At 64.1% G+C, this 26,515-nt stretch carries 24 protein-coding genes; 1 reads left to right on the plus strand and 23 read right to left on the minus strand.

Features of this window, described 5'->3' with window-relative positions; translation table 11 throughout:
• Window positions 1–83 precede the first annotated feature (83 nt).
• From ispE to AB1555_01990, 5 genes are all read right to left on the minus strand, one after another.
• On the minus strand, window positions 84–1,022 hold the full coding sequence (gene ispE / locus AB1555_01970) for a 4-(cytidine 5'-diphospho)-2-C-methyl-D-erythritol kinase (GenBank protein ID MEW6245455.1): 939 nt from the start codon (window positions 1,020–1,022) through the stop codon (window positions 84–86).
• A gap of 106 nt (window positions 1,023–1,128) precedes the next feature.
• Window positions 1,129–2,508, minus strand: a complete 1,380-nt coding sequence (locus AB1555_01975) for a sigma-54 dependent transcriptional regulator (protein MEW6245456.1) — start codon at window positions 2,506–2,508, stop codon at window positions 1,129–1,131.
• Window positions 2,493–4,187 carry an ATP-binding protein gene (locus AB1555_01980; GenBank protein ID MEW6245457.1) on the minus strand — a complete coding sequence of 565 codons (1,695 nt, stop codon included), beginning with the start codon at window positions 4,185–4,187 and terminating at the stop codon, window positions 2,493–2,495. Before AB1555_01980 ends, AB1555_01975 begins: the two co-directional genes overlap by 16 nt.
• Before the next feature lie 254 nt (window positions 4,188–4,441).
• On the minus strand, window positions 4,442–5,659 hold the full coding sequence (locus tag AB1555_01985) for a type II secretion system F family protein (GenBank protein ID MEW6245458.1): 1,218 nt from the start codon (window positions 5,657–5,659) through the stop codon (window positions 4,442–4,444).
• Between the two features lie 161 nt (window positions 5,660–5,820).
• Window positions 5,821–6,357, minus strand: coding sequence for a CDP-alcohol phosphatidyltransferase family protein (locus AB1555_01990; protein ID MEW6245459.1), 537 nt, complete (start codon window positions 6,355–6,357; stop codon window positions 5,821–5,823).
• Window positions 6,358–6,524: 167 nt separating this feature from the next.
• Between AB1555_01990 and AB1555_01995 the strand changes: the two genes are divergently transcribed.
• Window positions 6,525–6,842 carry a hypothetical protein gene (locus AB1555_01995; GenBank protein ID MEW6245460.1) on the plus strand — a complete coding sequence of 106 codons (318 nt, stop codon included), beginning with the start codon at window positions 6,525–6,527 and terminating at the stop codon, window positions 6,840–6,842.
• 25 nt (window positions 6,843–6,867) lie between these two features.
• Here the strand turns inward: AB1555_01995 and AB1555_02000 are convergent, their stop codons facing one another.
• The 18 genes from AB1555_02000 to AB1555_02085 form a co-directional block, all read right to left on the minus strand.
• A complete protein-coding gene (locus AB1555_02000; protein MEW6245461.1) occupies window positions 6,868–8,010 on the minus strand; it encodes a serine hydrolase domain-containing protein in 1,143 nt (380 codons plus the stop codon).
• Between the two features lie 129 nt (window positions 8,011–8,139).
• Window positions 8,140–8,646 carry a DivIVA domain-containing protein gene (locus AB1555_02005; protein MEW6245462.1) on the minus strand — a complete coding sequence of 169 codons (507 nt, stop codon included), beginning with the start codon at window positions 8,644–8,646 and terminating at the stop codon, window positions 8,140–8,142.
• 18 nt (window positions 8,647–8,664) lie between these two features.
• Window positions 8,665–8,967, minus strand: coding sequence for a YggT family protein (locus tag AB1555_02010; protein ID MEW6245463.1), 303 nt, complete (start codon window positions 8,965–8,967; stop codon window positions 8,665–8,667).
• Window positions 8,967–9,785 (minus strand): pyrroline-5-carboxylate reductase, encoded by an 819-nt coding sequence (gene proC, locus AB1555_02015; GenBank protein ID MEW6245464.1) that lies wholly within the window; start codon window positions 9,783–9,785, stop codon window positions 8,967–8,969. The genes AB1555_02010 and proC overlap by 1 nt, the downstream gene beginning before the upstream one ends.
• On the minus strand, window positions 9,778–10,491 hold the full coding sequence (locus AB1555_02020) for a YggS family pyridoxal phosphate-dependent enzyme (protein MEW6245465.1): 714 nt from the start codon (window positions 10,489–10,491) through the stop codon (window positions 9,778–9,780). The genes proC and AB1555_02020 overlap by 8 nt, the downstream gene beginning before the upstream one ends.
• A 130-nt stretch (window positions 10,492–10,621) precedes the next feature.
• On the minus strand, window positions 10,622–11,329 hold the full coding sequence (gene pgeF / locus AB1555_02025) for a peptidoglycan editing factor PgeF (GenBank protein MEW6245466.1): 708 nt from the start codon (window positions 11,327–11,329) through the stop codon (window positions 10,622–10,624).
• 202 nt (window positions 11,330–11,531) lie between these two features.
• Window positions 11,532–12,728 (minus strand): cell division protein FtsZ, encoded by a 1,197-nt coding sequence (ftsZ, locus tag AB1555_02030; protein MEW6245467.1) that lies wholly within the window; start codon window positions 12,726–12,728, stop codon window positions 11,532–11,534.
• 51 nt (window positions 12,729–12,779) lie between these two features.
• Window positions 12,780–14,015, minus strand: coding sequence for a cell division protein FtsA (gene ftsA, locus AB1555_02035; protein ID MEW6245468.1), 1,236 nt, complete (start codon window positions 14,013–14,015; stop codon window positions 12,780–12,782).
• A 3-nt stretch (window positions 14,016–14,018) separates the two neighbouring features.
• A complete protein-coding gene (locus AB1555_02040; GenBank protein MEW6245469.1) occupies window positions 14,019–14,894 on the minus strand; it encodes an FtsQ-type POTRA domain-containing protein in 876 nt (291 codons plus the stop codon).
• A gap of 20 nt (window positions 14,895–14,914) precedes the next feature.
• Window positions 14,915–15,883: a D-alanine--D-alanine ligase gene (locus tag AB1555_02045; protein MEW6245470.1), complete on the minus strand. Its 969-nt coding sequence runs from the start codon at window positions 15,881–15,883 to the stop codon at window positions 14,915–14,917.
• A 139-nt stretch (window positions 15,884–16,022) separates the two neighbouring features.
• Window positions 16,023–16,916, minus strand: a complete 894-nt coding sequence (gene murB, locus AB1555_02050) for a UDP-N-acetylmuramate dehydrogenase (GenBank protein MEW6245471.1) — start codon at window positions 16,914–16,916, stop codon at window positions 16,023–16,025.
• Window positions 16,917–16,966: 50 nt separating this feature from the next.
• Window positions 16,967–18,361, minus strand: a complete 1,395-nt coding sequence (gene murC, locus AB1555_02055; protein MEW6245472.1) for a UDP-N-acetylmuramate--L-alanine ligase — start codon at window positions 18,359–18,361, stop codon at window positions 16,967–16,969.
• Between the two features lie 61 nt (window positions 18,362–18,422).
• Window positions 18,423–19,631, minus strand: a complete 1,209-nt coding sequence (gene murG / locus AB1555_02060; protein MEW6245473.1) for an undecaprenyldiphospho-muramoylpentapeptide beta-N-acetylglucosaminyltransferase — start codon at window positions 19,629–19,631, stop codon at window positions 18,423–18,425.
• Window positions 19,631–20,836: a putative lipid II flippase FtsW gene (ftsW, locus tag AB1555_02065; protein ID MEW6245474.1), complete on the minus strand. Its 1,206-nt coding sequence runs from the start codon at window positions 20,834–20,836 to the stop codon at window positions 19,631–19,633. Before ftsW ends, murG begins: the two co-directional genes overlap by 1 nt.
• A gap of 38 nt (window positions 20,837–20,874) precedes the next feature.
• On the minus strand, window positions 20,875–22,302 hold the full coding sequence (murD, locus tag AB1555_02070) for a UDP-N-acetylmuramoyl-L-alanine--D-glutamate ligase (protein ID MEW6245475.1): 1,428 nt from the start codon (window positions 22,300–22,302) through the stop codon (window positions 20,875–20,877).
• An 86-nt stretch (window positions 22,303–22,388) separates the two neighbouring features.
• A complete protein-coding gene (gene mraY, locus AB1555_02075) occupies window positions 22,389–23,465 on the minus strand; it encodes a phospho-N-acetylmuramoyl-pentapeptide-transferase (GenBank protein ID MEW6245476.1) in 1,077 nt (358 codons plus the stop codon).
• Window positions 23,466–23,482: 17 nt separating this feature from the next.
• The gene (gene murF, locus AB1555_02080; GenBank protein ID MEW6245477.1) at window positions 23,483–24,943 is read right to left on the minus strand and encodes a UDP-N-acetylmuramoyl-tripeptide--D-alanyl-D-alanine ligase; all 1,461 of its coding nucleotides are present in this window, start codon (window positions 24,941–24,943) and stop codon (window positions 23,483–23,485) included.
• A 49-nt stretch (window positions 24,944–24,992) separates the two neighbouring features.
• Entirely contained in the window at window positions 24,993–26,498 is a 1,506-nt protein-coding gene (locus tag AB1555_02085) for a UDP-N-acetylmuramoyl-L-alanyl-D-glutamate--2,6-diaminopimelate ligase (protein ID MEW6245478.1), read from the minus strand.
• Window positions 26,499–26,515 lie beyond the last annotated feature (17 nt).

Genomic DNA, 26,515 nt, shown 5'->3' on the forward strand with positions numbered 1-26,515 from the left:
CCCCGCCTCCCTCTTGTCTCTTCGTTGCGTTCTCGAGGAAGCCGGTTAGGGGATTGAACTCTAACGAAAAGCGCTGCCGGTTGTCAACCAACGCGAAGCGACGCCGTCGTTGGCGCGCTCTGACAAGACAGGGCCTCGGTGCAGGCCTGAACGGCATAGGCCCGGCACCATTCGAACCGGCCCATCGTCGCCTGCGCCTGCCGGGCCGTCGTCTCGTCGCGAAAGACGCCGAATACGGTCGAGCCGCTGCCGGACAGCAGCGCCGCCTCCGCGCCTTGCGAAAGCAGCCGCGTTTTGATCGTGCGGAGCACGCCGTACTCAGGGAACACCGCCGCCTCAAAGTCGTTCTCGGCCAGCGGCAACAGATCCTCCCAGGTCACGGCTTCACGCGCTTCCATAGCCCGCAAGGCGCCGGAGAGCGACGGCGCGCTGGAACGTGTGGCCGAGAGCCGTTGATAGGCCCAGCGCGTCTCGATCGGGAATCCAGGGGTGACCAAGACAACCCACCGTTCACCCGCCAATCGGAGCGGTTTGACGGCTTCCCCGCGGCCGGTCACCAGAGCGCTCGGGGCGAAGAAGAAAAACGGCACGTCGCTCCCCAACTGTTGACCCAACTCCGCCATGTGGGCGACCGTCCACCCCAGACCCAGAAGACGATTCACCCCCAGCATCGTCGCGGCGGCGTCGCTGCTCCCCCCGCCGAGCCCGGCGCCGTAGGGAATCCGCTTCATGAGCTCGATCTCCAGTCCGACGTTCAGGCCGGCCCGCTCCAGCGCCAGCGCCGCGGCGCGATAGACCAAATTCCGATGGTCCGTGGGCAGCGTCGCGTCGTCGCATCGGAGCGCCACCCCCGCTGTGTCGTGCCTGACCCGCAACCGCACCTCATCTTCCAGCGCGACGGTCTGCATCACCGACCAGAGATTGTGATAACCGTCCGGCCGTCGATCCAGCACGCGCAAGATCACGTTGATCTTCGCCGGCGCGGCGACCCGCGCCTCTTTTTCTTCCACCGTCGCCCTCATTCACCCTCATCGCTCGTGAACCGTGAACCGTTCGTCAGCATGGATTTCTGATCCTTCTTGCACTTCACATTTCACGTTTCACGTTTCACGCTTCACGCTTCACGTCTTAGTCCTTTCCCCCCTTGATCGCGTACTTTTCCAACCGATAGCGGAAGGACCGCGTGTTCAGCTTCAGCAGGCGGGCGGCCTTTTTCTTAACCCAGTTGGCCCGTTCCAGGGCTTTCAACAGTAATTCCTTCTCAATGGAATTGATCATCGCCTCCAAATCGAGCCCGTCCTCCGGCAGATCGGTCGGATACGTCTGCGGCTGCGTCATTGGACGGTGCAGCCAGCCGCGGATCTCCTCATCGGTCACCGACTGGCCGGATGAAAAAGCCACCACCCGCTCGATCAGATTTTCCAGTTCGCGGACGTTGCCTCTCCATTCGTGCGCCAGGAGCGCCCGCATGGCCTCGCCGGTGATGGCGGGAACGGGCTTTCCGCTTTCGCGGGCAAACTTGTCCAGAAAGTGCTGGACCAGGAGCGGAATATCCCCCGTTCTGAGCCGCAGGGGCGGCAGGACGATGGGGATCACGTCCAACCGATAATACAAATCCTCGCGGAACGTGCCTTCGGCCACCGCTTTCTCCAGATCCTTGTTCGTGGCGGCGATGATCCGCACGTCCACCTTCACGTCCTGCGTCCCGCCGACCCGGCGAAATTCACGCTCCTGAATGACCCGCAAGAGCTTCACCTGGGTGGCCGGCGAGGTGTCTCCGATTTCGTCCAGGAAGACCGTGCCGCCGTTCGCCACCTCGAACAGACCGGCCTTGTTCGAGACCGCTCCGGTGAACGAGCCCTTCATGTGACCGAACAACTCGCTCTCCAGCAGGGTCTCCGGCACCGCGCTGCAATTGACCGTCACGAAGGGCATCGGCGCGCGAGCGCTATTGTAATGGATGGCTCGCGCGATCAACTCTTTCCCGGTTCCGCTTTCTCCGAAGATGAGCACGTTGCTCTTGGAATCGGCCACCTTGCGCACGACATCGAAGACCTTTTGCATGGCTTCGCTTTGTCCGATGATCTGCGCGAAGGAGGACTGGCTGGCCATCTCGCGCTTGAGCAGCATGTTCTCGGTCGACAGCCGACGCCGCTCCAGCGCGTTGCGGATGATGAGCTGGACTTCGTCTACCTGGAACGGTTTGGTCAGATAGTCGTAGGCGCCGTGCTTCATGGCCTCGACGGCCGACTCCGCCGACGCGAACGCGGTGATCACCAGCACCACCGTGTCCGGCGAGGAGGCCTTGACCGCCTTGAGCACGTCGAGCCCGCCCACCTTGGGCATTTTGAGATCGGTGATCACGAGGTCGAAGATTTCCTTCCCGAGGTGGGCGATCGCCTCGTCGCCGTCGGAGGCCGTCGTCACCGTATATCCGGCCCGTTTGAGCATGATGCTCAGGACGTCGCGCATGCTCTGTTCATCGTCGACGACTAGGATCTTTTCCACGGTCCCCTACCTTCGTGCCACAGCCTTGGTCCGGCCTCGGCCGACCTCGGCAGGCACACCGTAAACCGAGAGCCCTTGCCTTCCCGGCTGTCGACCTTGATCCAGCCGCCGTGCAGATCCACGATCCGATGCACGGCGGCCAGGCCGAGTCCGGAACCTTCTTTTTTCGTCGTGAAGAACGGCAGGAAGATCTTGTCCAGGTTGCCCTTCGGAATCCCCATCCCCGTATCCTGGAACGCGATCTCGATCACCTCACCGCTGCGCCCGCCCGCATCGACGCGTCGACAACCGGTGGAAATGGTCAATTCTCCGCCTGACGGCATCGCTTCAAACGCGTTTGTCGCCAGATTCCAGAAGACCTGCTTCAGTTGGTCCTGATCGGCCTTGATCGTTAAGGGGCCCTGGGCCAAGGACGTCGACATCGTGATGTCGGTCTTGGTCCGCGCTTCGTGCGCGATGAGGTCGAGCGTGTCCGTCAGGACTTTGTTCACGTCGCACTCCGCCAGATTGAGGGCGGGCGGCCGCGCGTACAACAGAAATTCGGTGATGATCGTGTCCAGTCTCGTCGCTTCCCGGACGGCGATATCCATGAGCCGCCGGCTGGTCTCGTCGGACGCGACGTCTTTGCGCAGCATCTGCATCGCGCCGGCCAGCGCGCCCAGGGGGTTCCTGATCTCGTGGGCCATGCCGGCGGACATCTCGCCCAGCGTGGCGAGCCATTCCCGTCGACGCATCTCTTCTTCCATGTCTCGAATCTCGGTCAGGTCCTTGAACACGCCGACCAGGCCGGTCTGTTCACCCTGCTCCTGGAGCGGCGACAGCGTCATGCCGAGGATCAAGCGGCGGCCGTCCGCGCGTTTGCACTCGACTTCGAACCGGGAACAGGCGAAGAGATCCTCCGCTCCTTCCTCCGACCGATGATTCGGATGCCAATTGAAGATTTCCTGCCAGGGTCGGTTCTTGACCTGTTCGAGACTATAACCGGTCGCTTCCTGGGCGGCGCGGTTGAACGAGGTGATCAATCCCGCCGCATCCGTCGTGAAGACGCCGCTGCTGATGCTCTGGACGATGTTCTCGTGGAACGCCTGGAACCTGGTCAGCCCTTGCTCCTTTTCCCTCAGGCGCAAGTCCGCCCGATTGAGCTGATCGACGAGCGCGCCGCTGAGGAACCCGACCACCAGGAACGCCAGCGCATAGACCCCGAAGTTCTGGAGCGTCTCCGCCGCGGACAGACGCGAGGGATGCAACCAGCCGAGCGGCTCCAGCACGCCGTACAACTGCAGATTGGCCATGACGCCGAACAGGATGACGCAGAGTCCCGCCGTCACCAATCCGACCCGCCGGCGCGGCACGAGGCTGGCCAGCGTCACCGTGATCACGTAGAGCACGGCAAAGGGACTTTCGACCCCGCCGGTCCTGGCGACCAGCACGGTCTCCAGAACGAAATCGACTCCGATCTGCAGCCAGGCGAAGAACGTCAACGACCGGGGAGTGGACAGTTGCCGGAGGATGATCACATACGGAATCGTGATCGCATACGTGAACGCGATCAGGGCGTAAAAGGTGGGAACGCGCTCGCCTCTGGCGACCTGGAACGTCAGTGAAAGGCCCAGCAGGAGCGTGACCACCACGACCCGCAGGGCCATCAACCAATGGAGTCTTGTCCTCAGATCGTCCATGCATCCAGCGGGCTGCCTGTCCGGAAACGGTGGTCGGCGACATCACGGTGTCGGGTCGTCGATCTCGTGATGCTCCGCGCGGGCCGAAGCCGGGGACCGGAAGACTGCTCCGCTCATGGAACTGAGGCAGGATCCCTTCGGAGGCCATTGCGGTCAGACCCGGCTGCGACCGCCGATCCCATCGACTCGGAGGAGGGTGAACAAGGCTTCTGCCCCGGCGTCACGCGACCGCGCGGTTCCAGGCCAACGGACGGTTATCCGATCGCCGACGCCATCTGGAAGATCGGCAGATACATCGCGATCACGATGAAGCCGATCACCGTCCCCAGAAACACCATCATCATCGGCTCGAGCAGCGCGGTCAATGACGCGACGGCTTGATCGACTTCATCCTCATAGAAGTCGGCGATCTTGCCGAGCATGGCGTCGAGCGCGCCAGTCGATTCGCCGACCGCGATCATGTGAGTCACCATCTTGGGAAACGTCTCGCTTTTTGCAAGCGGTTCGGCGATGGTCTTTCCGCCGCTGATGCTCACCCGGGCTCCCATGATCGCCTCTTCGATGACTTTGTTCCCGGAGGTTTTGGCGCAGATAATGAGGCCGTCCAGCAGGGGTACGCCGCTGGTGATCAGCGTCCCGAGCGTCCTGGTGAATTTGGCGACCGAGGCTTTGCGGATCAAATCGCCGAATACCGGTGTCTTCAGCAGCAAACGGTCGATGACCAGCTTGCCTTTCGGCGTTCCGTAGTATTTCTTGATGCCGTAAATCGCCAGGACCATGCCGATCGCCATATAGATGATGTAGGACTGGACGAAATTGCTCATATCGATCACGAGCTGCGTCGGACCCGGCAGACCCATTTTCCCGCCGGACATTTCCGCGAACATCTTGGCGAAGATGGGAATCACCCAGATCATCAGCACGGTGATGACGATGCCGGCGACGCCCAGGATGGCGGCGGGGTAGACCATGGCCGACTTGATCTGTCCCTTCAGCTTCATGGCCTTTTCGATGTGTTTGGCCAAACGGGTCAAGATGGTGTCCAACAGGCCGCCGACTTCGCCCGCGTGAATCATGTTCACGTACAAGTCGTCGAAGACCTTGGGATGTTTCCTTAACGCGTCGGAGAAGGTCGATCCGCCTTCCACGTCGACCTTGACTTCCCCGATGGTCTTGGCCAGCACCTTGTTTTCCGACTGGGTCGAAAGGATATCCAGACATTGAATCAACGGAAGGCCGGCGTTGATCATGGTGCCGAATTGGCGGGTAAACACGACCAGATCCTTGTCGGTGATCGCGGACCCGAATGAAAGATTCAGCCCGCCTTTCTTGCCCGCTTTTTCTTCCAGACTGGTGACGATGACGTTCTGCTTGCGCAGTTGCTCGACGGCTTCGTCGCGGGTTTTGGCCGTCAATTCGCCTTTGCGGACCGTGCCCGTTCTGGTTCTGCCGACGTATGCGAAGGTGCTCATCTGGTGATCTCGACCCGGTGGCTCTTCGGTGGATCAGAAACGCTCTTCGGAAGAACGTGGATGTGAAACGAAGTCTACTGGACGACCTGGGGCTTGTCAAAACAAATGCCGAATCGCGCGCGCTCGCGGCGCCGGACGCGTGAAGCGACCGCACGACCCGGTCACGCCCCGCTGGCGCTGACATGAACATAACCGCGGTAGAGATAGTGGAAGCCCGACGTCAATGTCAGCGCCACCATCAAGTACAGCAGCGGTTGGAGGAGCCCGAGATCCATCTGCCTCGAGGCCAGGAAGACCGCGAGAATGATATAGGCGAGTTGAAAGAGCGTCGTGCCTTTTCCCAGGATCGTCGGGGAAATATCGACCCGCGAATCGGTGAGTTGCGCCAACACGGTGCCGGCCATCAGAATCAGATCCCGACTGACGACCACGATGGCGATCCACGAGGGAATCAGATGCATCACCGCCAGCGTCACGAACCCCGACGTCAGCAGCAGCTTGTCGGCCAGCGGATCCAGGAACGCGCCCAACCTGGTGCGTTGGTTGGCGACCCTGGCGATGGTCCCGTCGAGCCCGTCCGTCACGCCGGCCAACAGCAGGACCATAAGGGCGTGGTCGTATCGTTCGTAGACCAGGAACCCGACGTACACGGGGATCAGGAGAATGCGCAGGATCGTCAGGCTGTTGGGAATGTTCATGGCGTCGCTTGAGGCCGCCGGCGGCGCGTTGCGCTCGTCATCCGTCGAGAAGCGGGGTCATCTTAGGGACCGGGCCGGAACCTTGTCAACGCGGTTGCAGTCGACCGGACAGGCACCTATAATTTGCCGTTGGTGCGCGCCGGATCGCGCACATGGAGGTCAACACGATGAGCACCCTGCCGCTGATGTTCAAGAAAGAAGGCCTGGTCGAACGCTATCAGATCGAAGGGGTCGACCCGAGCGATCGGTATTTTAGCCGCTCGATCCTGGTCAATCGGACCGCCAACGGCTATTTCGCCAAAGTCATGTACGAAGCGCTCGCCGTTGAGGGACAGACCCACCCCTCGATCGCGGCGGCGGTGAAAGACGTCGTGGACAAGTTGAGGGCGCTGGGGTTCCGGCGGATGAGGACCAGGCCCAACTTCAAAGGTCGCCGCTACCTCGCCGAAAAGGAAACGTGGACCGACTACCCGGACGAAGCCTAAACAGCGAGCAGCGAATAGTTGGAAGCTACTGGCTGCCCGCTACTAGCTCATAAAAGATCAGGTCGTGAATGAAAGGACGGAAGCGCTGAATGTGAGTGTTCCGGCGGGTCGGGTGGACGCGGTTTGACAGCAACACCACTTCCAGCTCCCGGGTCGGATCGATCCAGAGCGAGGTGCCTGTATACCCTAGGTGCCCGAACGACAGCGGGGAAAATCGGCTCCCTGACGACGACGGCACCGAAGGCGTATCCCAGCCCAGCGCCCAGCTCGATTGCGGGATGCGATCCTGCCGGGTCACGAATCGGCGCACCAGCTTCGGCTCGAACAGGCTCGGCCGCCCATGGTAGGCATCGAGCCAAGCGCCGGACACCGCTAACACCGCCTTCGCCGTCCCGAACAGTCCCGCATGGCCGGCCGCGCCGCCCAGCGCGTAGGCGTTTTCATCGTGCACCTCCCCGCGCAGAACCCGTCCTCTCCATGCATCGCGCTCGGTCGCGGCGACCGCATTCTGCTCGGCCACAACCCTGCCGCCCACCGCTATTCCTCTGTCCGTAAGCGTCGCAAACCCCAACGGCTCGGCTCCGAGCGGGTTGAACAGGTATTCCCGGCAAAAAGTCGCCAGCGACTGCCCGCTCAGACGTTCCACGATGAAGCCGAGCAACATGAATCCCAGGTCGCTGTAAAGACTCCGCTCTCCGACGGTATGCAGCAAAACTTCGTCGCGGATGTAACCCAACACCGCCCGTCCGGCGGCCTCGCTGCCCAAAAAGCCCGGGGTGAGGCGATCCTGTTCCGCCACCCGCTCGTAATAGGGTCTCCACGCCGGCAACCCGGAGCTGTGCGTCAGCAGATGAAAGACCGTCGCGCCGCCGATCGGGGAGCCCTTGAGTTCGGGAAGCAGATCATCGAGGCGACGATCGAGCGCCAGCCGGCCGTGCTGAACCAACCAGAGAACGGAAGTGGTCGTGGCGAGCGGTTTGGTCAAGGACGCGAGATCATAGATCGTCTGTACCTGCGCCGGCGAGCCCGGCGGCTCCGACGAAACCCGACCGACGGCCCGGTGATAGGCCGGCCGCCCCCGCAGGCGCACCGCCAGCACTGCGCCGGGAAATACGCCCTCCTCCACGGCGGTTTCGAGCGCGCGGCCCACCGGATCGGTTCCGCTCATGAGACCCTTTCGCGATGGCCGGGAAGACCCGGAGGTCGAGACTGTCTCGCCGTTCCGGCTCGGGAGGACGCGCACGGCGGCGCGAAGCAGGGCGGCTGTGGAATGACCTGCTCGGAGGGCGACGGTCCCTCAGTGGCTGGAATCACCGGCGAGCTTTTCATCCGGAGCGGCCTGGTCGGGATGGTACGCCTCCCCTTCCTCGATCTCCAGCATCCGTTCGAACGTGCGGATCGTGGCGCGCAGCCGCTCGATCATCAACAACCGCTGCTTCCGCAGTTCGGTGAGGTCACGTTGCGTATCGGCCAGTTCCGCCCGGGCCTGCCGAAGCACCTCCGCGGCTTTCACCTCGGCTTCTTTGAGCACCAACTCGGCGTCCCGCTGCGCCGAGCGCTTCATCTCGTCGGCCAGCGATTGCGCGGACACCAGCGCGTGCGACAGCGTCGCTTCCGTTTTTTTCACCTCGGCCAGTTGCTGTTCGACGAAGGCGAGTTTCTCCCGCAGCACGGCGTTGTCCCGATTGAGGGCTTCGACGGTCTGCGCGATGTCCTCCAAAAACCGATTGACCTCCTGGCGGTCATAGCCTCTGAACGCGACCCGGAAGACCATTTGCTGGATATCGAGCGGTGTGATCTTCATGAGATTTCCCCCGCAGAGTTATTCGATGTGCATACGCGTCGCCATCTCGAACAACGACCGCACGAGCGCATACTGAAGGAAGACAATGATCAGGATCGCCACCACCGGAGAGAGATCGATGCCCATCCTCCACCCGAGCCACCGGCGGATCGGAGCGAGCACGGGCTCCGTGGCCCGTTCCAGAAATTGCACGATCGGGTTCCAGGGATCGGGATTCACCCAGGAAATCAGCGCTCGCGCGATAATGACATACATATAGAGTGTGAGGACCCAATCCGCCACATGGGCGATCCCTTCCAGCACGTTGGCCGCCACGAACATCAGCGTCCCAGATCCTCCGACCGCCGTGTGGCCGCTTCCACGGCGGCGATCAAACAGGCCCGCACGCCGCCGCTCTCCAACCGATGGAGCCCGGCGATCGTCGTTCCTCCGGGAGAGGCCACCCGGTTCTTGAGCGCGCCCGGATGTTCATCCGTCTCCAGCAGCATGCGGGCGGCGCCTAACAGCGTCTGGGCGGCCAGCAGTTCCGCTACGGCCCGCGGTAGCCCCATCTTCACGCCGCCGTCCGCCAGGGCTTCGATCGCGACGAACGCGTAGGCCGGTCCGCTGCCGCTCAAGCCCGTGACCGCATCCATCAACCGCTCCTCCACCGTCACGACTCGACCGACGGATTCAAACAGCGCTTTCGCAATCCGGCTGTCTTCTTCGCCCACTCCAGGACCGTCGCTCAAGGCCGTCATGCCTTCCCGAACCAGCGCCGGCGCATTGGGCATCGCCCGGATGATTCTCGCCTGCTGCGGCACCCGGCCGGCGATCCATCGGACGGAGATGCCGGCCGCAATCGAGATGACCAGACGGCCGGGCAAGGCAGGAGCGAGTTCGCTTAGCACGTCGGCCAGAACCTGGGGCTTCACGGCCAGGACGACCACATCGCCCCATCGCGCCGCCGCCAGGTTGCTCGAGCCGACCCGCACGCCGAACCGCCGCTTCATGACGTCCAGGCGCGCGGCGTCCGGGTCGGTCGCCCACACACGGTTCGGCTCGCAGGCCCGCGAAGAGAGCAACCCTCCGACCAGAGCCTCGGCCATCTGGCCGGCGCCGATGAACGCGAGTTGCTTCCCGTCCATGACATCAGGCATGACGCGCTCCGAAAATCGCCGTACCGATCCGCACCATCGTCGCACCTTCTTCGACCGCGACCTCGTAATCGTGCGACATCCCCATCGAGAGTTCGTCCATGCTGATCCGCTCCAGACCGGGACGCGCCAGCGACTGAGCCAGCTCCCGGAGCCTCCGAAAATACGGGCGCGCGTCTTCCGGATCGGCCGACGGCGGTGGAATCGTCATCAGTCCCCGGATGAGCAAGTGCGGCATGGCATTCAGCTCCGGGAGGACTTCCGCCACAGCACCCGGGGCGAACCCTCCTTTGCTGGCCTCTCCGCCGATGTTGATCTCCAGCAAGACCGGCTGGCTGATCCCGGCCTGTTCCGCCCGGCGGTTGATCTCCGCCGCCAGTTCCACGCTGTCCAGCGAATGAATGAGCTCGAAGACCCCGACGACCGCCTTGGCCTTCCGCCGCTGCAACCGGCCGATGAAGTGCCAGCGCGCCAGCCCGTGGCCGATCTGTTCGATTTTCTCCAGCGCTTCCTGCAATCGATTCTCGCCGAACTCGGTCAGACCTGCGGCCATCGCTTCGCGCAGGCGGGGCGCGGGGACCGTTTTGGTCGCGCCGATCAGCCGGATGCGGTCGGGTTGACGCCGGACGCGCTCAGCGGCGCGGCGAATGTTCTCGAGGACGGTCCGGATGTTTCGGGCGATCGCATGGGACTCAGGCGCATCCGTCAACGGAATCGACCATCAGCCGCGCAGGGATACCCGCCGGTTCGCCGACCGGTCCTGCATCGGCACAAGCTGGCATGTGCTGTCATTGTACCGGAAGCCCGGCGTGTTTGTCAGGATTTCACGTCGCACGGTTCTACCTGCCGCGTCGGCGCAGGAGGACGATGCCGCTGACCATCGTGCCGTTCACGGTCCCCTCGCGACGATACGAGTGGAACAGGTCGGGATGGCAGACCGTGCAGACGTTCACGCTGTGGATCCTTTCTTCCTCGACGCCGACCGATCGGGCCTGTTGCCGCACCAACTCCCGCAGGTTCAGCATCGCTTTGCCGCTCCCGCGCTCGCGCACCACGGAGCGCCATCCGCGAAAGCCCGCTCTCAACCGAGCCAGGACCGGCTCGTCCACTTCGTAGCAGCAGGGTCCGACCGCAGGACCGATGCCCATCTGAACCGAAGAAGGCTCGGACCCGAACCGTCGCTTCATCGCCTCCAGTGTCTTGGGGACAATGCCCGCGACGGCGCCGCGCCAGCCGGTGTGGACGGCGGCCACGACGCCGCGCCTCCGGTCATGCAACAAGACCGGCACACAGTCGGCCGTGCGGACCGTCAGCAGCACGCCCGGTTGATCGGTGATCAGGGCGTCCCAGCCGCCGTCGAATGTGTCGCCGGCCCGCAAGGGCCGATCGATGACCAACGCGTCGGTCCCGTGCACCTGTTTTACCGACACCGTTGTCAAGCCGCCGTCCGTTTCAATCCGCTCCGGCTGTCTGCGCGTACCGAAGAAGTGGCGCACACCGTCACGCGCCGTGGCAAAGGCCGGCAATGTGATCACCAAAGTCCGCATCTCCGCACGGTCCCCATGAGCCTTCGGCTTACCCGCACAGCATGAAAAATGTCCCCGGCGAGTAGCGAACAGCTAACAGCGAGCAGCGCCGAGCGACTCGCTGCTGGCTATTCTCTGTTCGCTATTTTCAATGCGGGCTCACTGAGCGCTCGTCATGCGACGTCCTTTTCCCGTTGACCAATGACCAACGACGGTTGGCGAATCAGTCAGCCTGCTTGCGCAGGAACGTCGGGACGTCCCACTCGTCATCGGCCATCAAGCTGAGCCGTTCCTGCGCTTCCCGTTGCTCGCTCAATTTCCGAAGAAACGCCGGTCGGTCCAGGTCCCGATGCGGCAGGTCCGGCCCTCCCGCGTGGACGCCGGCCAACACCTGTTGGGCGGTGCGAGGACTTCTCGCCGCCACCCGCTCGGCGGCCGCGACGGCGGGTTTGGCGTGCTGCTCGTCCCGCTCGAACCCGGTGGCGATGACGGTCACGACCAGGTCGTCGCCCATATCCGGATTGATCACCTGGCCGACGATGATGTTGGCTTCCGCGTCGGCGGCTTCCTTGATGATCGACGCCACTTCATCCACCTCGTGCAGCGACAGGTTGGGCCCGCCCGTGATATTGAGCAGAACCCCGCGCGCCCCCTCGACGCCGCCGTCCTCGAGCAACGGGCTGGAGATCGCTTTCTGGGCGGCTTCCATCGCGCGATTGGCGCCGCGCGACACGCCCATGCCCATGACCGCCCGACCCGTGTGGCTCATCACCGTCCGCACATCGGCGAAATCTACGTTGACGTGACCGGTCGTGGTGATGACGTCGGCGATGCCCTGAATCGCCTGTCGCAGGACATCGTCCGCGACCTTGAACGCCTCGAGCAACGGGGTGGCCTTGTCCACAATGCTCAACAGACGCTGGTTCGGAATGACCAGGAGCGTATCGACATGCCGGCGCAGGTCGCGCAGCCCCTCTTCGGCGTAGGCCATCCGCCGGTGTCCCTCATATTGGAACGGCTTGGTCACCACGGCGACCGTCAGGATCCCCAGTTCTCGGGCGATGCCCGCGACGATGGGCGCCGCGCCCGTGCCGGTCCCGCCTCCCATGCCCGCGGTCACGAAGACCATGTCGGCCCCTTCCAGCGCCTCCCGAATTTGGTTCTGGCTTTCCAAGGCCGATTCCTTGCCGATTTCGGGCTTGGCGCCGGCGCCCAAGCCTCTGGTCCGTTCCGGCCCGAGCTGAATCTTAAAGGGAGCGTGGGCGCGTTCGAGCGCCTGTACGTCCGTGTTGGCGGCGATGAATTCCACCCGGCTCAACCCGGCTCCGATCATGGTATTAACCGCGTTGCAGCCGGCGCCGCCTACGCCGATGACCTTGATCCTGACCGGCGTAAGGATATCCTCCTGAAATGCAAACATCGCGACACCTCCCTTTGTGCGATGCGCCCGCTCGAAAGCTCGCAGGCGAGGTTAAAAAAACTCGAACATCCACGACCGCATGCGCTCGAAGACCCGCCCCAGGGGACGCCCGCGCCGCAGCCCGGCGGTTTCCAATTCTTCGGCGTGGTGCCGGGCGTGCAACAACAGGCCCACCCCCGTCGCATGCATCGGATTGCTGACGATGTCCCGTAACCCGCCGACCCCGCCGGGCGTTCCCCGCCTCGCCGGCAGGTTCAGCACTTTCTCCGCCGCGTCCGGCATGCCTTCCAGCAGCGAGGTGCCCCCGGTGATCACCACGCCCGCGCCCAACATTCCCTCGTACCCGGCCCTGGCGATCTCGCGCTTCACCAGATCGAACATCTCCTCCACGCGCGGCTCGAGAATGTCGGCGATGTCCCGCCGCGACACGGTCCGCGGCGGCCGGTCGCCGACCGAGGGCACCTCCACCATTTGATGGCCGTGGATCAACTCATTCCTCGCGATCCCGTGCTGGATCTTGATCTTCTCCGCCTCGGTCTGCGAGGTGAGGAGCCCGATGGCCAGATCCTTGGTCAGGTTCTGTCCGCCGATCGGCAGGATCGCCGTGTGTCGAATGCTGCCGTCCAGGAAAATGGCGAGGTCCGTGGTGCCGCCGCCGAGATCCACCATCGCGACGCCCAATTCGCGCTCTTCCGGGCTCAGCACCGCTTCGCTGGAGGCCAACGGCTGGAGAATGATGTCCACCACATCCAGGCCGGCCCGGTTCACGCTCTTGATGATGTTCTGCGCGGAGGTGACCGCGCCCGTGATCACATGCACGTTCACTTCCAACCGGTTACCGGACATGCCCAGCGGTTCGCGGACGCCGTCCTGGTCGTCCACCATGAACTCCCTGGGGAGCACGTGCAGGATGCGTCGCTCGTGGGGAATGACCGCCAACGTGCGGGCGCTTTCCACCGCCCGCTGGATGTCCTCGCGCGTCACCTCCCCCTTCTTCAACGCCACCACGCCTTTGCAGTTCTCTCCCGAAATATGACTGCCCGCGATGCCGGTGTAGACCGAATTGATCTGAACGGCGGCCATCAGCTCCGCCTCCTCGACCGCCTTCTTGATCGACTCGACGGTGCTTTCGATATTGACTACGACCCCCTTGCGCAGACCGCGCGATGGACTGGACCCGACTCCGATGATGTTCAGCGCGCCGTCATCCGTCACTTCGGCGACAATGGCGCAGATCTTGGTCGTCCCGATATCCAGCCCCACGAGGATCTGGTCTCGTTTCGGCACCGCTTACCCCCTTTCTCGGACGATCACGCGACCGGAATAGCGCAGGTCGATCTCGCTGGGCCCGCGCCCGTCTTCGTCGAACGTCACGGAGCGGAGCGCCGGTCTGATCTTTCGGAACCGCTCCCATTGCTCGTCAACTGGAGACCGTCCGAATTGGAATCGCACGCCGTGGACGGAGGCGACAAGATTGGCCGGATTCCCGACGTCCACCTCCACCCGGCCGCCGAGCGTCTGGGCCACCAGGTTCGCCAGGTCGACGCCGGCCTTCGTCGCGCGGCGGGCGGCGGGATCGCCGTGCAAGAGGCCCTTGGAATCGATCCCGGTCAGCAACGGAAGCGTCGGCTCGTCGCCGCCTCCCAACTTCGACAACACATGTCCTTCGTCATCCGTGAGCCAACCTCCCGAGGCCGTCCTGACAACCGCCGCCGGCTTGCGTTCGGCGACCGTCACTTGCAACTCATGGAACGGCACACGCCGAATCTCCACCGTTTTGATCCAGGGATGCGCGGTGAGCCGATCAGCCAGTTCCTGCGGGTGCACGGAAAACAGCGTCGCGTCTTCCTTCAGCGACAGCCGATCGAGAATCTCCTGCCTGGTCACGCGATCAAGCCCCTGCACCGTCACGGCCTGGATTGCGAACCATTGGCGGATGACCGGACCGGCCGCCCGCGACACAACGGAAGTTCCCCACACGGCCAATCCGCTCAGTATCAGCCACCCGGCGAACCGAAGCCCCCGGCGAAGCGAACGGCGTCGCTCCTCGCGCCTCCGCTCCCAGGCCGCGCTTCCTGGTTCAGGCCCGCGACCGTGCCGTTGATTCGGTCTGGGCCCCTCCGCCGGCTTCTTCCGCCCCCGCAGTGAGATGCGTTTCTTGGTCATGGACTCGAGTGTCCTGGCCCTCATCCGGTCCAAACTCGCCGATGCGCGGCGCGTCTGAGCGCAGACTCGAGAATCCGCTCGGTCAAGGCGTCATAGTCGATCCCGGCCTCGGCCGCCGCCATCGGCAGCAGGCTCGTCTCCGTCATGCCCGGGATCGTGTTGAGCTCCAGCACGTAGGGACGTCCGCGCGGCGTGACGCGGAAATCCACCCGCACCGCGCCCTCACAGCCGAACACCTCGTAGGTCTTCACCGCCAACTCTCGCAGTCGGCGGGTCACGTTCGCCGACAGGGGGGCCGGACACAGGTACCGGGTCTTCCCTTTCTGGTATTTGGCGGCGTAGTCGTAGAACCCGCTCGGCGCCACGATCTCCACCGCCGGCAGGGCGGAGACCTTTTCCTCTCCTTCACCGAGCAGAGAGACCGTGATTTCGTGTCCCGGAATGTAGGCCTCCACCAGCGCCCGCCGGTCGTACCGATGGGCGAGCGCCAGCGCGTCCTTCCACTGCGATGGTTTGCGGACGACGCTCACCCCGATGGTCGATCCCTGCGAAGCCGGTTTCACGACGACGGGCCATGTCAACTTGGCCGAACGGAGGACGCGCCCGCTCGACATCGCGTCGCCTCGCTTAACTACCGTTCCCGGAGGCACCGGCACACCGTGTTGGGTCAGCAGCGCTTTGGCCGTCACCTTGTCCATCCCCATCGCGCTCGCCAGCACCCCGCACCCCGTGTAGGGCATGCCGATCGTTTCCAGGAATCCTTGGATCGCGCCGTCTTCGCCGCCCGGACCGTGGAGCGCCAAAAAGGCCAGCTCGATCTTGTGTTCCTGCAGATCCTTGTAGAGAGACGGCCCGACATCGATCGGCACCGCATCATAACCGCGCCGGACCAGAGCCCGGTGGACGGCTTGGCCGGTCCGGAGCGAGACTTCCCGCTCGGAGGACTGGCCTCCCATCAGCACGCCGATACGGGCTCTGGTCAGCGGCATACTCACCGGTTCGTCGAGTTTGTCTGGTTCATCTGGTTTGTTTGGTTGCGAGGCGGCCCTGTTTCTCCGACTCGGATGTTCTCCCGGCATCTCAGCACGAAACAAACCCGATCAACCAAACACACCTCTGCGCCCGTCTCTACGTTTGGCCAACGATCTTCAATTCCAATTCCAGGGTGACGCCGGTCCGCCGTTCCACTTCGCGGCCGACTTTCTTGATCAACGCGATCACGTCCGCCGCCCGCGCCTGTCCCCGGTTCACGATGAAGTTGCCGTGCTTCTCGGACACCTGGGCGTCGCCGATGCGCGCTCCCTTGAGCCCCGCCGCCTCGATCAGCTTCCCGGCCGGCTCTTTTCCAGGGTTTTTGAACACGCAGCCGGCGTTGGGCAGCGTCAACGGCTGCGTGTCCTTGCGATAACGCAGGTAGTCTTTGACCACCCGCTCGATCTCCTGGCGGGAACCGGGCTTGAGCTGAAGCCACACGCCCACGACGATTCCTTTCGGCAACTTCGCGCGTCGGTAGCCGAATTCAATGTGCGACGCGGGGCGCTCGACGAGGCGCCCCTTGGGATCTACGATCCGCACCGCTTTCACCGCCGATTGCATTTCACCGAGCCTCGTGCCCGCGTTCATCACCACGCAGCCCGCCACCGTGCCGGGGATTCCCGCCGCCCATTCGAGCCCCGAGAGCGAACGGCGGATCGCATGGCCGATCAGCGTCGGCATGCCGACGCCCCCTTCCGCATAGACGATGTGATGCGGCTCGTCCTTGATCGCCCTGAGCCGGGACAGACTGACGACCACGCCGCGGATGCCCTTGTCCCGCACCAGCAGGTTGGTCCCGCCGATGACGAAGATCGGAACCTTGGCCGCGGTCGCCTGTCTCGCCAACCGGCAGACGTCTTCGACATCGGCCGGCTCCACGAGCACATCCGCCGGCCCTCCGATCTTGAACGAGGTGTAGTCCCGCAGCGGCGCATGAAATTTCACCATGCCCTTGATGCCGGCGACGACCGCGCGAAGGTCGCGCATCGGCGGGCTCCCAGACCGTTTCGATCGCCCGCGACGCCGGTCCATGACCGTCATGGTTGAGCCGATGATGCCAATCGATCCAACAATCCCAGTCCGGCTTTCCAGATATCTCCGGCGCCCAGCGTGATGACGAGATCGCCCGGCTTGAGCACCGGCAGCACCTGATCCGGTAGCGTCTCTTTCCGTTCCACCCAGATCACCGAGGGATGGCCGGCGGCCCGCACGGTGGCCGCCAACTTCTCGCCGGACACGCCGGGGATCGGCTGCTCGCCCGCCGCATAGATGTCCGTCACGAACAGCACATCGGCCCGGTCGAAGGCATGGGCGAACTCGTCGATCAGGTCCCGCGTGCGGGTGTACCGATGCGGCTGAAAGAGCACGATCACCCGGCGGTCCCAACCCTGCTTCGCCGCGGCCAGCGTCGCCTTGATTTCCGTGGGGTGATGGCCGTAGTCGTCCACCACCATGACCCCACCCTGCTCGCCCCGCAGGTGGAAGCGGCGTTCCACCCCGGTGAAGGCGGCCAGTCCCTTGCGGATCAGGTCGATCGGCACGTCGAGTTCCATCCCGACCGCGATGGCCGCCAGCGCGTTGGAGACGTTGTGCACGCCCGGCGTCGCCAAGCGGAAGGGCCCGAGATTTTTTCCGCGGAAATACGCCCGAAACTCGGCGCCCCATTGCTTCAACGCAATGTCCGTCGCCCGAAAGTCCGGCGGCGCGCCTTCCTGCTCCTGCAATCCGTAGGTCTGGTAGCGCTTCACGACCCGAGGCAGGAGCGACCGGATCCGCTGGTCATCGGTGCAGAGGACCGCTAATCCGTAGAACGGGACTTTGTTGATGAACTCCAGAAAGCTCTCGTTGAGCCGCTCCATCGAGCCGTAATGATCGAGATGCTCCCGGTCGATGTTCGTCACCGCGACGATGGTCGGCGACAGCCTCAGGAAAGAGCCGTCGCTTTCGTCCGCTTCGGCCACGAGGAGATCCCCGCGCCCCAGGCGCGCGTGGCTGCCGAGCGCGTTCACTTTGCCGCCGATGACGATCGTCGGGTCGAGTCCGCCCTGCGCCAGCACGCTCGCGACCATCGAGGTCGTCGTGGTTTTGCCGTGCGCGCCGGCGATCGCGATGCCGTACTTCAACCGCATCAGTTCGGCCAGCATTTCGGCGCGCGGAATGACCGGAATCTTCCTGACCCTGGCTTCCGCCACTTCGGGATTGGTCGGGGCGACGGCCGAAGAAATCACCACCACCTGCGCCTCACCCACGTTGGACGCCTGGTGGCCGATGAAGATGCGGCCGCCGAGCTCCTGCAGTCGCCTGGTCGTTTCGGATTCATGGAGATCGGAGCCCGTCACCTTGTAGCCCAACGTCAGGAGGACCTCGGCGATGCCGCTCATGCCGGCTCCGCCGATCCCCACCAGATGAATATGTTGCGTCTTCCTGAACATGGACACCCGGCTTACCAACCTACGACCGCTGCGGCCCTCGTCCGACCGCATAAAAACCTGCTCACGTGCTCCTCGCTCCAACAGACCGGTCGGTCTCATGATCTCCCCCCGTCAGCGCGTAACATTCCTTCACGATCGCCGCCGCCGCATCGGTTCGCCCCATCGCCAGGCTCCTGGCGCTCATCCGGGTCAACCGTTCCGGATCCTGCAACAGCTCCTTGATCGCCCGCGCCAGTTTCGGTCCGGTCAGCTCCGCCTGAGTCAGCACGACGGCCGCCCCGGCCGACTCCATGACCTGCGCGTTGCGCGCCTGGTGGTTGTAGATCGCCTGCGGGAGCGGGATCAGAATCGCAGGCCTGCCGCAGGCGGTGACCTCGGCGATGGTGATGGCGCCGGCACGGGAAACCACCAGGTCGGCCGCGCGCAAGACCCGCGGCATGTCGTAGAGGAACGGCACGACCTCCGCACGGAATCCCGCCGTTTGATAGGCGGCGCTGACCCGGGTATGGTCCGCGTCTCCCGTCTGGTGCGTCACCGCAAGGCGCTCTCGCATGTCCGCCAAGTCCGGCAACGCCTCGATCATCGCCGAGTTAATGGCCTTCGCTCCCTGGCTTCCGCCGAAAATCAGCAGGCGGAAGGCACAAGGCTCGCGGCTAGGGGAGACAGATTCAGCGCTCATAGCCAGCTCTCTTGCTTGCCGCTCGCCCCTCGCCGGGGACCCGTTGCTCCGAAGAATGCAACGGGTGCCCCCCTCGCCTTCTTCATAGAACCCGCGCCGGATCGGCGTTCCGACCACCCGGACCTTCGACGGCGCAAAGGCCCCGGCCGCGGACTCGAAGGCCAGAAACACCCGCTGCGCGAAAGGCCCCAGGACTGTGTTCGCCATGCCGGGAGAGGCGTTGGGTTCCAAAATGACCCGCGGGATGCCCAACAGAAAGGCCGCCACGAGCACCGCCGGACTGGTATACCCGCCCACGCCGATGACGAGGTCCGCCCGCCGTCGGCACAGGATGCCGATCGACTGGCAGATGCCGATCGGGAGGGACAGCAGGGCCGTCGCCGCCTGAACGAATCCCCGCCCCATCACCGGCTTGGCCTTGATGAGCCGTAACTCGAAGCCCTCGTGCGCCAAGACCTTCGATTCGATGCCTCGCGCCGTGCCGACGAAGAGGATGCCGGTGTGCGGATCCCGCTGCAGGAATTCGCGGGCGAGGGCCACGGCCGGATAGAGGTGGCCGCCCGTCCCGCCTGCCGCGATCACGATGTTCATCAGCCGCCCGATCCGTTCCCATAGCCGCTCCGGTGCCCGCCAGCCTGCCGGCCTCCCTGTCGATCACGGGAAATGCTGAGCAGCAGACCGACGCCGACCAGATTGACCACCAGCGACGAGCCTCCATAACTCACGAAAGGCAAGGTCAACCCCTTCGTCGGCAACAGCCCGGTGGCGACGCCAGCGTTGATCAGCGCCTGGATGCCGACCAGAAGCGTGATCCCCATCCCCAGATGCCGGCCGAACGGCATCCGCGCCCGTCCTGCGATCTGAAATCCCTTCAGCAGGAAGATCGCGAACAGCAGAATGATCGCCGATGTGCCGATCAACCCCAATTCCTCGCCGACCAACGCCAGCACAAAATCCGTGTGGGCTTCCGGAAGAAAGAAGAGTTTTTGCTTGCCTTCTCCCAATCCGACGCCGAAGGGACCGCCGCTGCCGAACGCCAGAAACGACTGGGTGACCTGAAAGCCGGCGTCGGAGGCGTCCTTCCATGGAGAGAGAAACGTCAACAGCCGTTGGCGCCGGTAACTCGACCCCAGCACCAACGCCAAGCCGACCGGCAGGGCGCAGAGAATCAGACCCATCAGATGCATCAGTCGTGCCCCGCCCAAGAACAACATCCCCACCGTCGCCAGTCCCATCACGACGACAGTCCCCAGGTCTGGCTGCAGCAGCACCAACCCGCTCAGCACGCCGACGACGATCAGCGGCGGCAGGAACCCCTTGGCGAACACGCGAATCTTGTCCTCTTTTTTCGCCAGATACGCCGCCAGGTAGATCACCGAGACCAGCTTGACGATCTCCGCCGGTTGCACCGAAATCGGCCCCAGCCGCAGCCAGCGCCTCGCCCCCTTGGCCACAACGCCGACCGAGGGGATCAACACCAAGATCAAGAGCACGGCCGAAAGCCCCAGAATCGGCAGGGCCAACTTCCGCCAGACCGCGTAGTCGATGCGGGAAGCCACGTGCAGCAGCGCGAAGCCGAAGGCCAGCCAGGCCACCTGCCGCTTCAGGAAATAGCCGGGATCCTGGAACCGGTTCCCTGCCACGACCGCGCTCGCGCTGAACACCATGACGAGTCCGAGCAGCGCGAGCACCGCCGTGATGACCAGCAGGGTACGGTCCACGGGAACCCGCTTGCGGATTTTCCGACCGGACGACGGCCACGGAAGCGCCAGTGTGCCGGCTGTTTTTTGCGACATTCATGCGCCTCTCAACACGTCGCGCGTCACGCGACAAGTCATGGTAATGCGTTGACCAGCGCCTTGAACCGCCGGCCGCGGTCCTGATAGTCGGCGAACATGTCGAAGCTCGCGCAGGCCGGCGAGAGCAACACCACGTCCCCCGGGCTCGCTCCCCGCGCAGCTACTTCCACGGCTTCGCGCAGCGTGGCGGCATGGCTCACGCGATCGAACTCCCCCAATGCTTCCTGAATACGCGGCGCCGCCTCGCCGATCAGAATGACCTGTTTGACGCGAGCCCGTACGGGCTGCCGAAGTTTCGAAAAGTCCGCGCCCTTGTCGCGCCCGCCGGCGATGAGCCAGACCGGTTGGTCCAGACTTTCGAGCGCTTTCACCGTCGCATCGACGTTGGTTCCCTTCGAGTCGTTCACGAACCGGACGCCGCCGCGCTCGCGCACGAACTCCAACGCATGTTCGAGGCCGGGAAAGGTCCGCAGCACGCGGCGAACCGCATCAAGTGGACAGCCGCACAGCAGCGCGAAGCTGACGGCCGCGAGCGCGTTCTCGAGATTGTGCGCGCCGAGCAGTTTCAGCTCGGTCCGCCGGCAGACTTCCTGCCTCCGTCCCGTGACCGTGGACACGATCAGATCGCCTGCCAGAAACGTTCCGCCGTCGAAGTCCTCGCCGATCGCCCTGGTCCGGCTAAAGCCGAGCGCCTTCGCGCGAGTCCGAGCCCGCAGACGCGCCACTCGCTCGTCGTCGAGGTTGAACAGCGAATAATCGCCGGCCGTTTGGTTGTCGAACATCCTGGCCTTGGTTGCGACATACTCATCCACCGACTCGTAACGGTCCATGTGATCCAACGTGACGTTCAGCAGCGCGGCCACCCAGGGATGAAAGCGCTCGACGGTTTCCAACTGGAAGCTGGAGACTTCCACGACCAGAAAGTCATAGGGAGATGCCTCCCCGCCCGTCCGGTACGCCGCGAGCGCGGCCTCGCTCAGAGCCGTTCCGATATTCCCCCCGACGAACACCCGCTTGCCGCTTGCCGCCAGGAACTCGCCGATCAACGTGACCGTGGTGCTTTTCCCGTTCGTTCCCGTCACGGCCAGGATGGGCGCCGTGAGAAAGCGGGAGGCCAGCTCGAGTTCGCCGATGACCTGCACGCCGCGGGCGCGGGCTTGTTGCAATTCGCCGGCGCGGGACGGCACGCCGGGGCTGATCACGATCAGTTCGGGCGACTCGAACGCCGATCCATAGTCCGCCCCCGCTCGAACCGTGACCGCGCCGGAATCCAGCTCGGCAAGCGCGCGTTCCAGCTCGTTCCGCTCCTTCCGGTCCGCGACGGTCACCCGCGCTCCGGCGGCGAGGAGCAACCGGGCCGCAGCGACCCCGCTCCTGGCCAGCCCGACCACTGTGACGGCTTTGCCGGCGAGGTCCTGCACCGTGGTTGCGACGTTCGCGATATTTGGCTTTGCGGCGGGCATGCTGGTCTATCCGGTCTATCCGGTCTATCCGGTCTGTCTGGTTTGTTCGGTTTTACGCTCCAACCAAAGAAACCAGACCAACCTCCTCACCGTAACTTCAACGTGCTCAGGCTCAGCAGCGCGAGCAGGATCGCGATGATCCACAGTCGGACCACGACTTTCGGCTCCTCCCAGCCCTTCATCTCGAAATGGTGGTGAATCGGCGCCATCAGAAAAATCCGCTTGCCCCGCGACTTGAAAGAGAGGACCTGGAAGATCACGGAGATCGCCTCGATCACGAACACACCGCCGACCATGAGCAACAACAGCTCATGCTTGCTGATCACCGCCACGGTCCCCAGAGCCGCGCCCAACGGCAGCGAGCCGACATCGCCCATAAAGACCGACGCCGGATACGTGTTGAACCAGAGGAACCCCAGGCTCGCTCCCAGAATCGCGGCCGTGAACACGGCGATTTCGCCCGCGCCCTCGATATGCGGAATGAGCAGATATTCCGACATGATCCGGTTGCCGGTCACGTAGGCCACGATCGTATAGGCCAGCGCGGCGATCATCACGGGACCAATGGCCAAGCCGTCCAAGCCGTCGGTGAGGTTGACGGCGTTGGAGGCGCCCACGATGACCAAGATCGCGAAGGGGACGTACAGCCATCCCAAGTCCGGCGTGAAGTTCTTGAAGAAGGGCACGCTGAGCTTGGTGGTATAGCCCGGCAGGGAGTACAGGAACAGGCTGATGCCCAAGGCGACCAGGATCTGCGCGGTGAATTTTTGCGCGGCGGTGAGCCCCTTGGATCGGGTCTTGACGAACTTGAGGTAGTCGTCCACGAAGCCGACCGCGCCGAAGCCGGTCGTGGCGATGACGACCAGCCACACATAGCGGTTGGTGAGATCCGCCCAGAGCAAGGTGGAGAGGACGACGGCGAACAGAATCAGCAGACCGCCCATGGTCGGCGTCCCGCTTTTCGCCAGGTGCCGTTTGGGTCCGTCGTCCCTCACCTGTTGCCCCAATTTGATTTCCTGCAGCTTGCGGATGAGCCAGGGCGCCAGCACGAACGCGATCAAGAACGCCGTCACCGCCGCATAGATGATGCGGAAGCTGAGATAGCGAAAGACGTTCAGGAAGGAAAATTCCGTGTGCAGGGGATACAGCCAGTTGTACAGCATGGGGAATCGGCGCTACCTCATCGCCTCTTGCGCGGCCTCCGTCCCGATCCGGTCAAGATCTGAACGACTTGCTCCATCTTCATGCCCCGCGAGGCTTTTACCAGCACGACATCGCCTTTCCTGACCAGAGACTTCACGGCAACCGCCGCGGCGCCGGCGTCCGGCACCTCCAGGATACGGTCCGATGCCATTCCGCCCCGCCTCGCGCCCTCCGCGAGACTCCGTCCGAGCGCGCCGCAGGCGACGAGCAGCGAAATGTTCCGCTCCGCCAGAAAGGCGCCGACGTCTTGATGCAACGCCCGGGTTTCCGGTCCCAGCTCGAGCATGTCCCCCAACACCGCGATTGTCCGCCTGGAAGAACCGAGCTCAGCCAACAATTGAATGGCCGCCTTCATCGATGCCGGATTGGCGTTGTAACAGTCGTTGATGACCTGCACGCCGTTGCGCTCGGCGACCTGCGACCGCATCGCTGCGGGGCGGAACCGAGCCAATCCCTGCGCGATCGTCGCGCCGCCCAGCGACAGCACGTGGCCCACCGCCGCCGCCGCCAAAGTGTTCGAGACGTTGTGCGCCCCATGGGCCCGAAGCGCGACCGCCGCAGGGCGGGCCTTGCCCGGAAGCGTCAACCGGAATGCGGCGCCCTTGCGCTCATCCGTCCGCACATCCAGGGCCCGCACATCCGCCTTCGGCGAGAGTCCGAACGACACGACTCGGCATCGGGCCCGCGAGGCGAGATAGTCGAAGTAGGGATCGTCGGCGTTCAGGACGACCGCGCCGTCCGGCGGCAGCAGATCCAGCAATTCGGCTTTGGCCTGGGCCGACGCGTCCAGGCTGCCGAAGAACTCCAAATGGTCGGGGCCGATGTTCGTGATCAACCCGATCGTCGGCCGTACGATCTCGCAGAGCCTGGTGGTCTGCCCCTTCTGGTCGACGCCCATCTCGATCACCGCGGCTCCATGCCGCGGCGCCAAACGGAACAAGGTCTGCGGAACTCCGATGCGGTTGTTCAAATTGCCTTCGGTTTTCAGGACCGTCCAGCGCCGAGCCAGGACGCCGGCGACCATGTCCTTGGTGGTGGTCTTGCCGTTGCTCCCGGTGACCGCGACGACGGGAATCGTGAAGCGGCTGCGATGATGGGCGGCCAGTTGCTGATAGGCGAACAGGGTGTCCCGGACGCCGAGCAGTAGCGGCTCCGCCTTCTTCGTCTCCTGCCGGCTGGAGTTCGTGATGTCGGCGGCCACAGGGCGATAGCGGTCCTCGACGATCGCCCCGACCGCGCCCTGACGGAGTGCGGCTTCGACAAACTGATGGCCGTCGAACCGCTCTCCCTTCAACGCGACAAAGAGATCGCCGGAACGGACGGATCGGGAATCGGTGCAGAGCCGCGCGATGCGCCGTTTGAGCCAGTTCTCGCTCCGCCCGGCGAGCACTTTCACGCTAATCACTTCCAGCAATTCTTCGATGGTGAAGAGCGACATGAGGAATTCTTGAACTCGGCCCGTCGGGACGCCGGGCGGCGGCGCTGAATCAGCCCGAGCGCACCTTGAGGATGGCCTCTCTCGCCACCTCGCGATCGTCAAAGTGAAATTTGGTGGTGCCGATGATCTGGTAATCTTCGTGCCCTTTCCCGGCGATCAGCACCATGTCTCCCGACCGAGCCTCGCGGATCGCCACCTCGATGGCCTGCCGGCGGTCCGCGATCATGTCGTACCGGACCCCGGTTTTGGCCGACAGCGCCTCGCGGACTCCGACCTCCACCTCTCGCAGGATCGCCATGGGATCTTCGGTGCGCGGATTGTCCGAGGTCAGCACCACGACATCGCTGTACCGGACGGCCGCGCGCCCCATCTTGGGACGTTTCCCACGATCCCGGTCGCCGCCGCAGCCGAAGACCGTGATGATCCGGCCGGTCTTGAGCGACTGCGCCGCCGTCAGGAGCCGCACCAGCGCATCCTCCGTATGGGCGTAGTCCACAACGACCGTGAAGTCCTGTCCGGCCTCGACGCGCTCGAACCGGCCGGGGACGTCGCGCACCCGTTCGAGGCCCTGGCGAATGTCGTCCGGCGAAAGCCCTTCCTGCAGAGCGACCCCGATGGCCGCCAGCACGTTGTACACGTTGTGCTCTCCGACCAATCGACTTTCGACCTGGAACCTGCCTCCCGGCGTGGCGACCGTGAACGTCGTACCGGCCAGAGACAGACGCACGTCCTCGGCGCGGATGTCCGACCGGTTTCGGATGGAATACGTCCAGACAGGAACGGCGCAGGCGGCGCGAACGAGTTCCCCTCGCGGATCATCCACGTTCACCACGGCCCGCTTGGACGTTTTCTTCGTCCCGCCGACGGAGAGACCGGTGAAGAGCTTCAATTTGGCCTGAAAGTAATCTTCCATGTCCTTGTGGAAGTCGAGATGGTCCTGCGTCAGGTTGGTGAAGACCGCGACGTCAAACTCGCAACCGACGGTGCGATCGAGAGCGAGCGCGTGCGAGGACACTTCCATCACCGCGGAGTCCAACCCGGCGCCGACCATGCGGGCCAACAGAGCCTGTAAATCCAGCGCGCCGGGTGTCGTGTGGAAGGCAGGGATCGTCTCGGTTCCGATCTGATACGCCACCGTCCCGATCACCCCGACCCGCCGGCCGACCGCCTGCAGAAGCGTTTTGCAGACATAGGTGACGGTCGTCTTGCCGTTCGTCCCGGTCACCCCGATCATGCGAAGGCGGACGGACGGGTCGCCATGGAACCGGCTTCCCAGCAAACCCAGTGCCAGGCGGGAATCCTTCACGCGAACCAGCGGAACGTCGCATCCGGTCAGCTCCCGTTGCGCCACCACGGCGCCAGCCCCGGACCGCATCGCCGCGGGGACGTACTCATGGCCGTCCACCCGTTCGCCTTTGACGGCGACAAACAAGGCTCCCGGCTTCACACGGCGCGAATCGTCGGTCACATCGGCGACCGGCACCCGCAGGTCGCCTTTTCGCTCGACGATCTGAAGTCGGTCTTTCAGCGGCTCGATCAGTTCCTCCAGCGTCATGGCCCATTCCCCGAGAA

It is taken from the genome of Nitrospirota bacterium (assembly GCA_040755395.1).
In the GTDB taxonomy this organism is placed as follows: domain Bacteria; phylum Nitrospirota; class Nitrospiria; order Nitrospirales; family Nitrospiraceae; genus DATLZU01.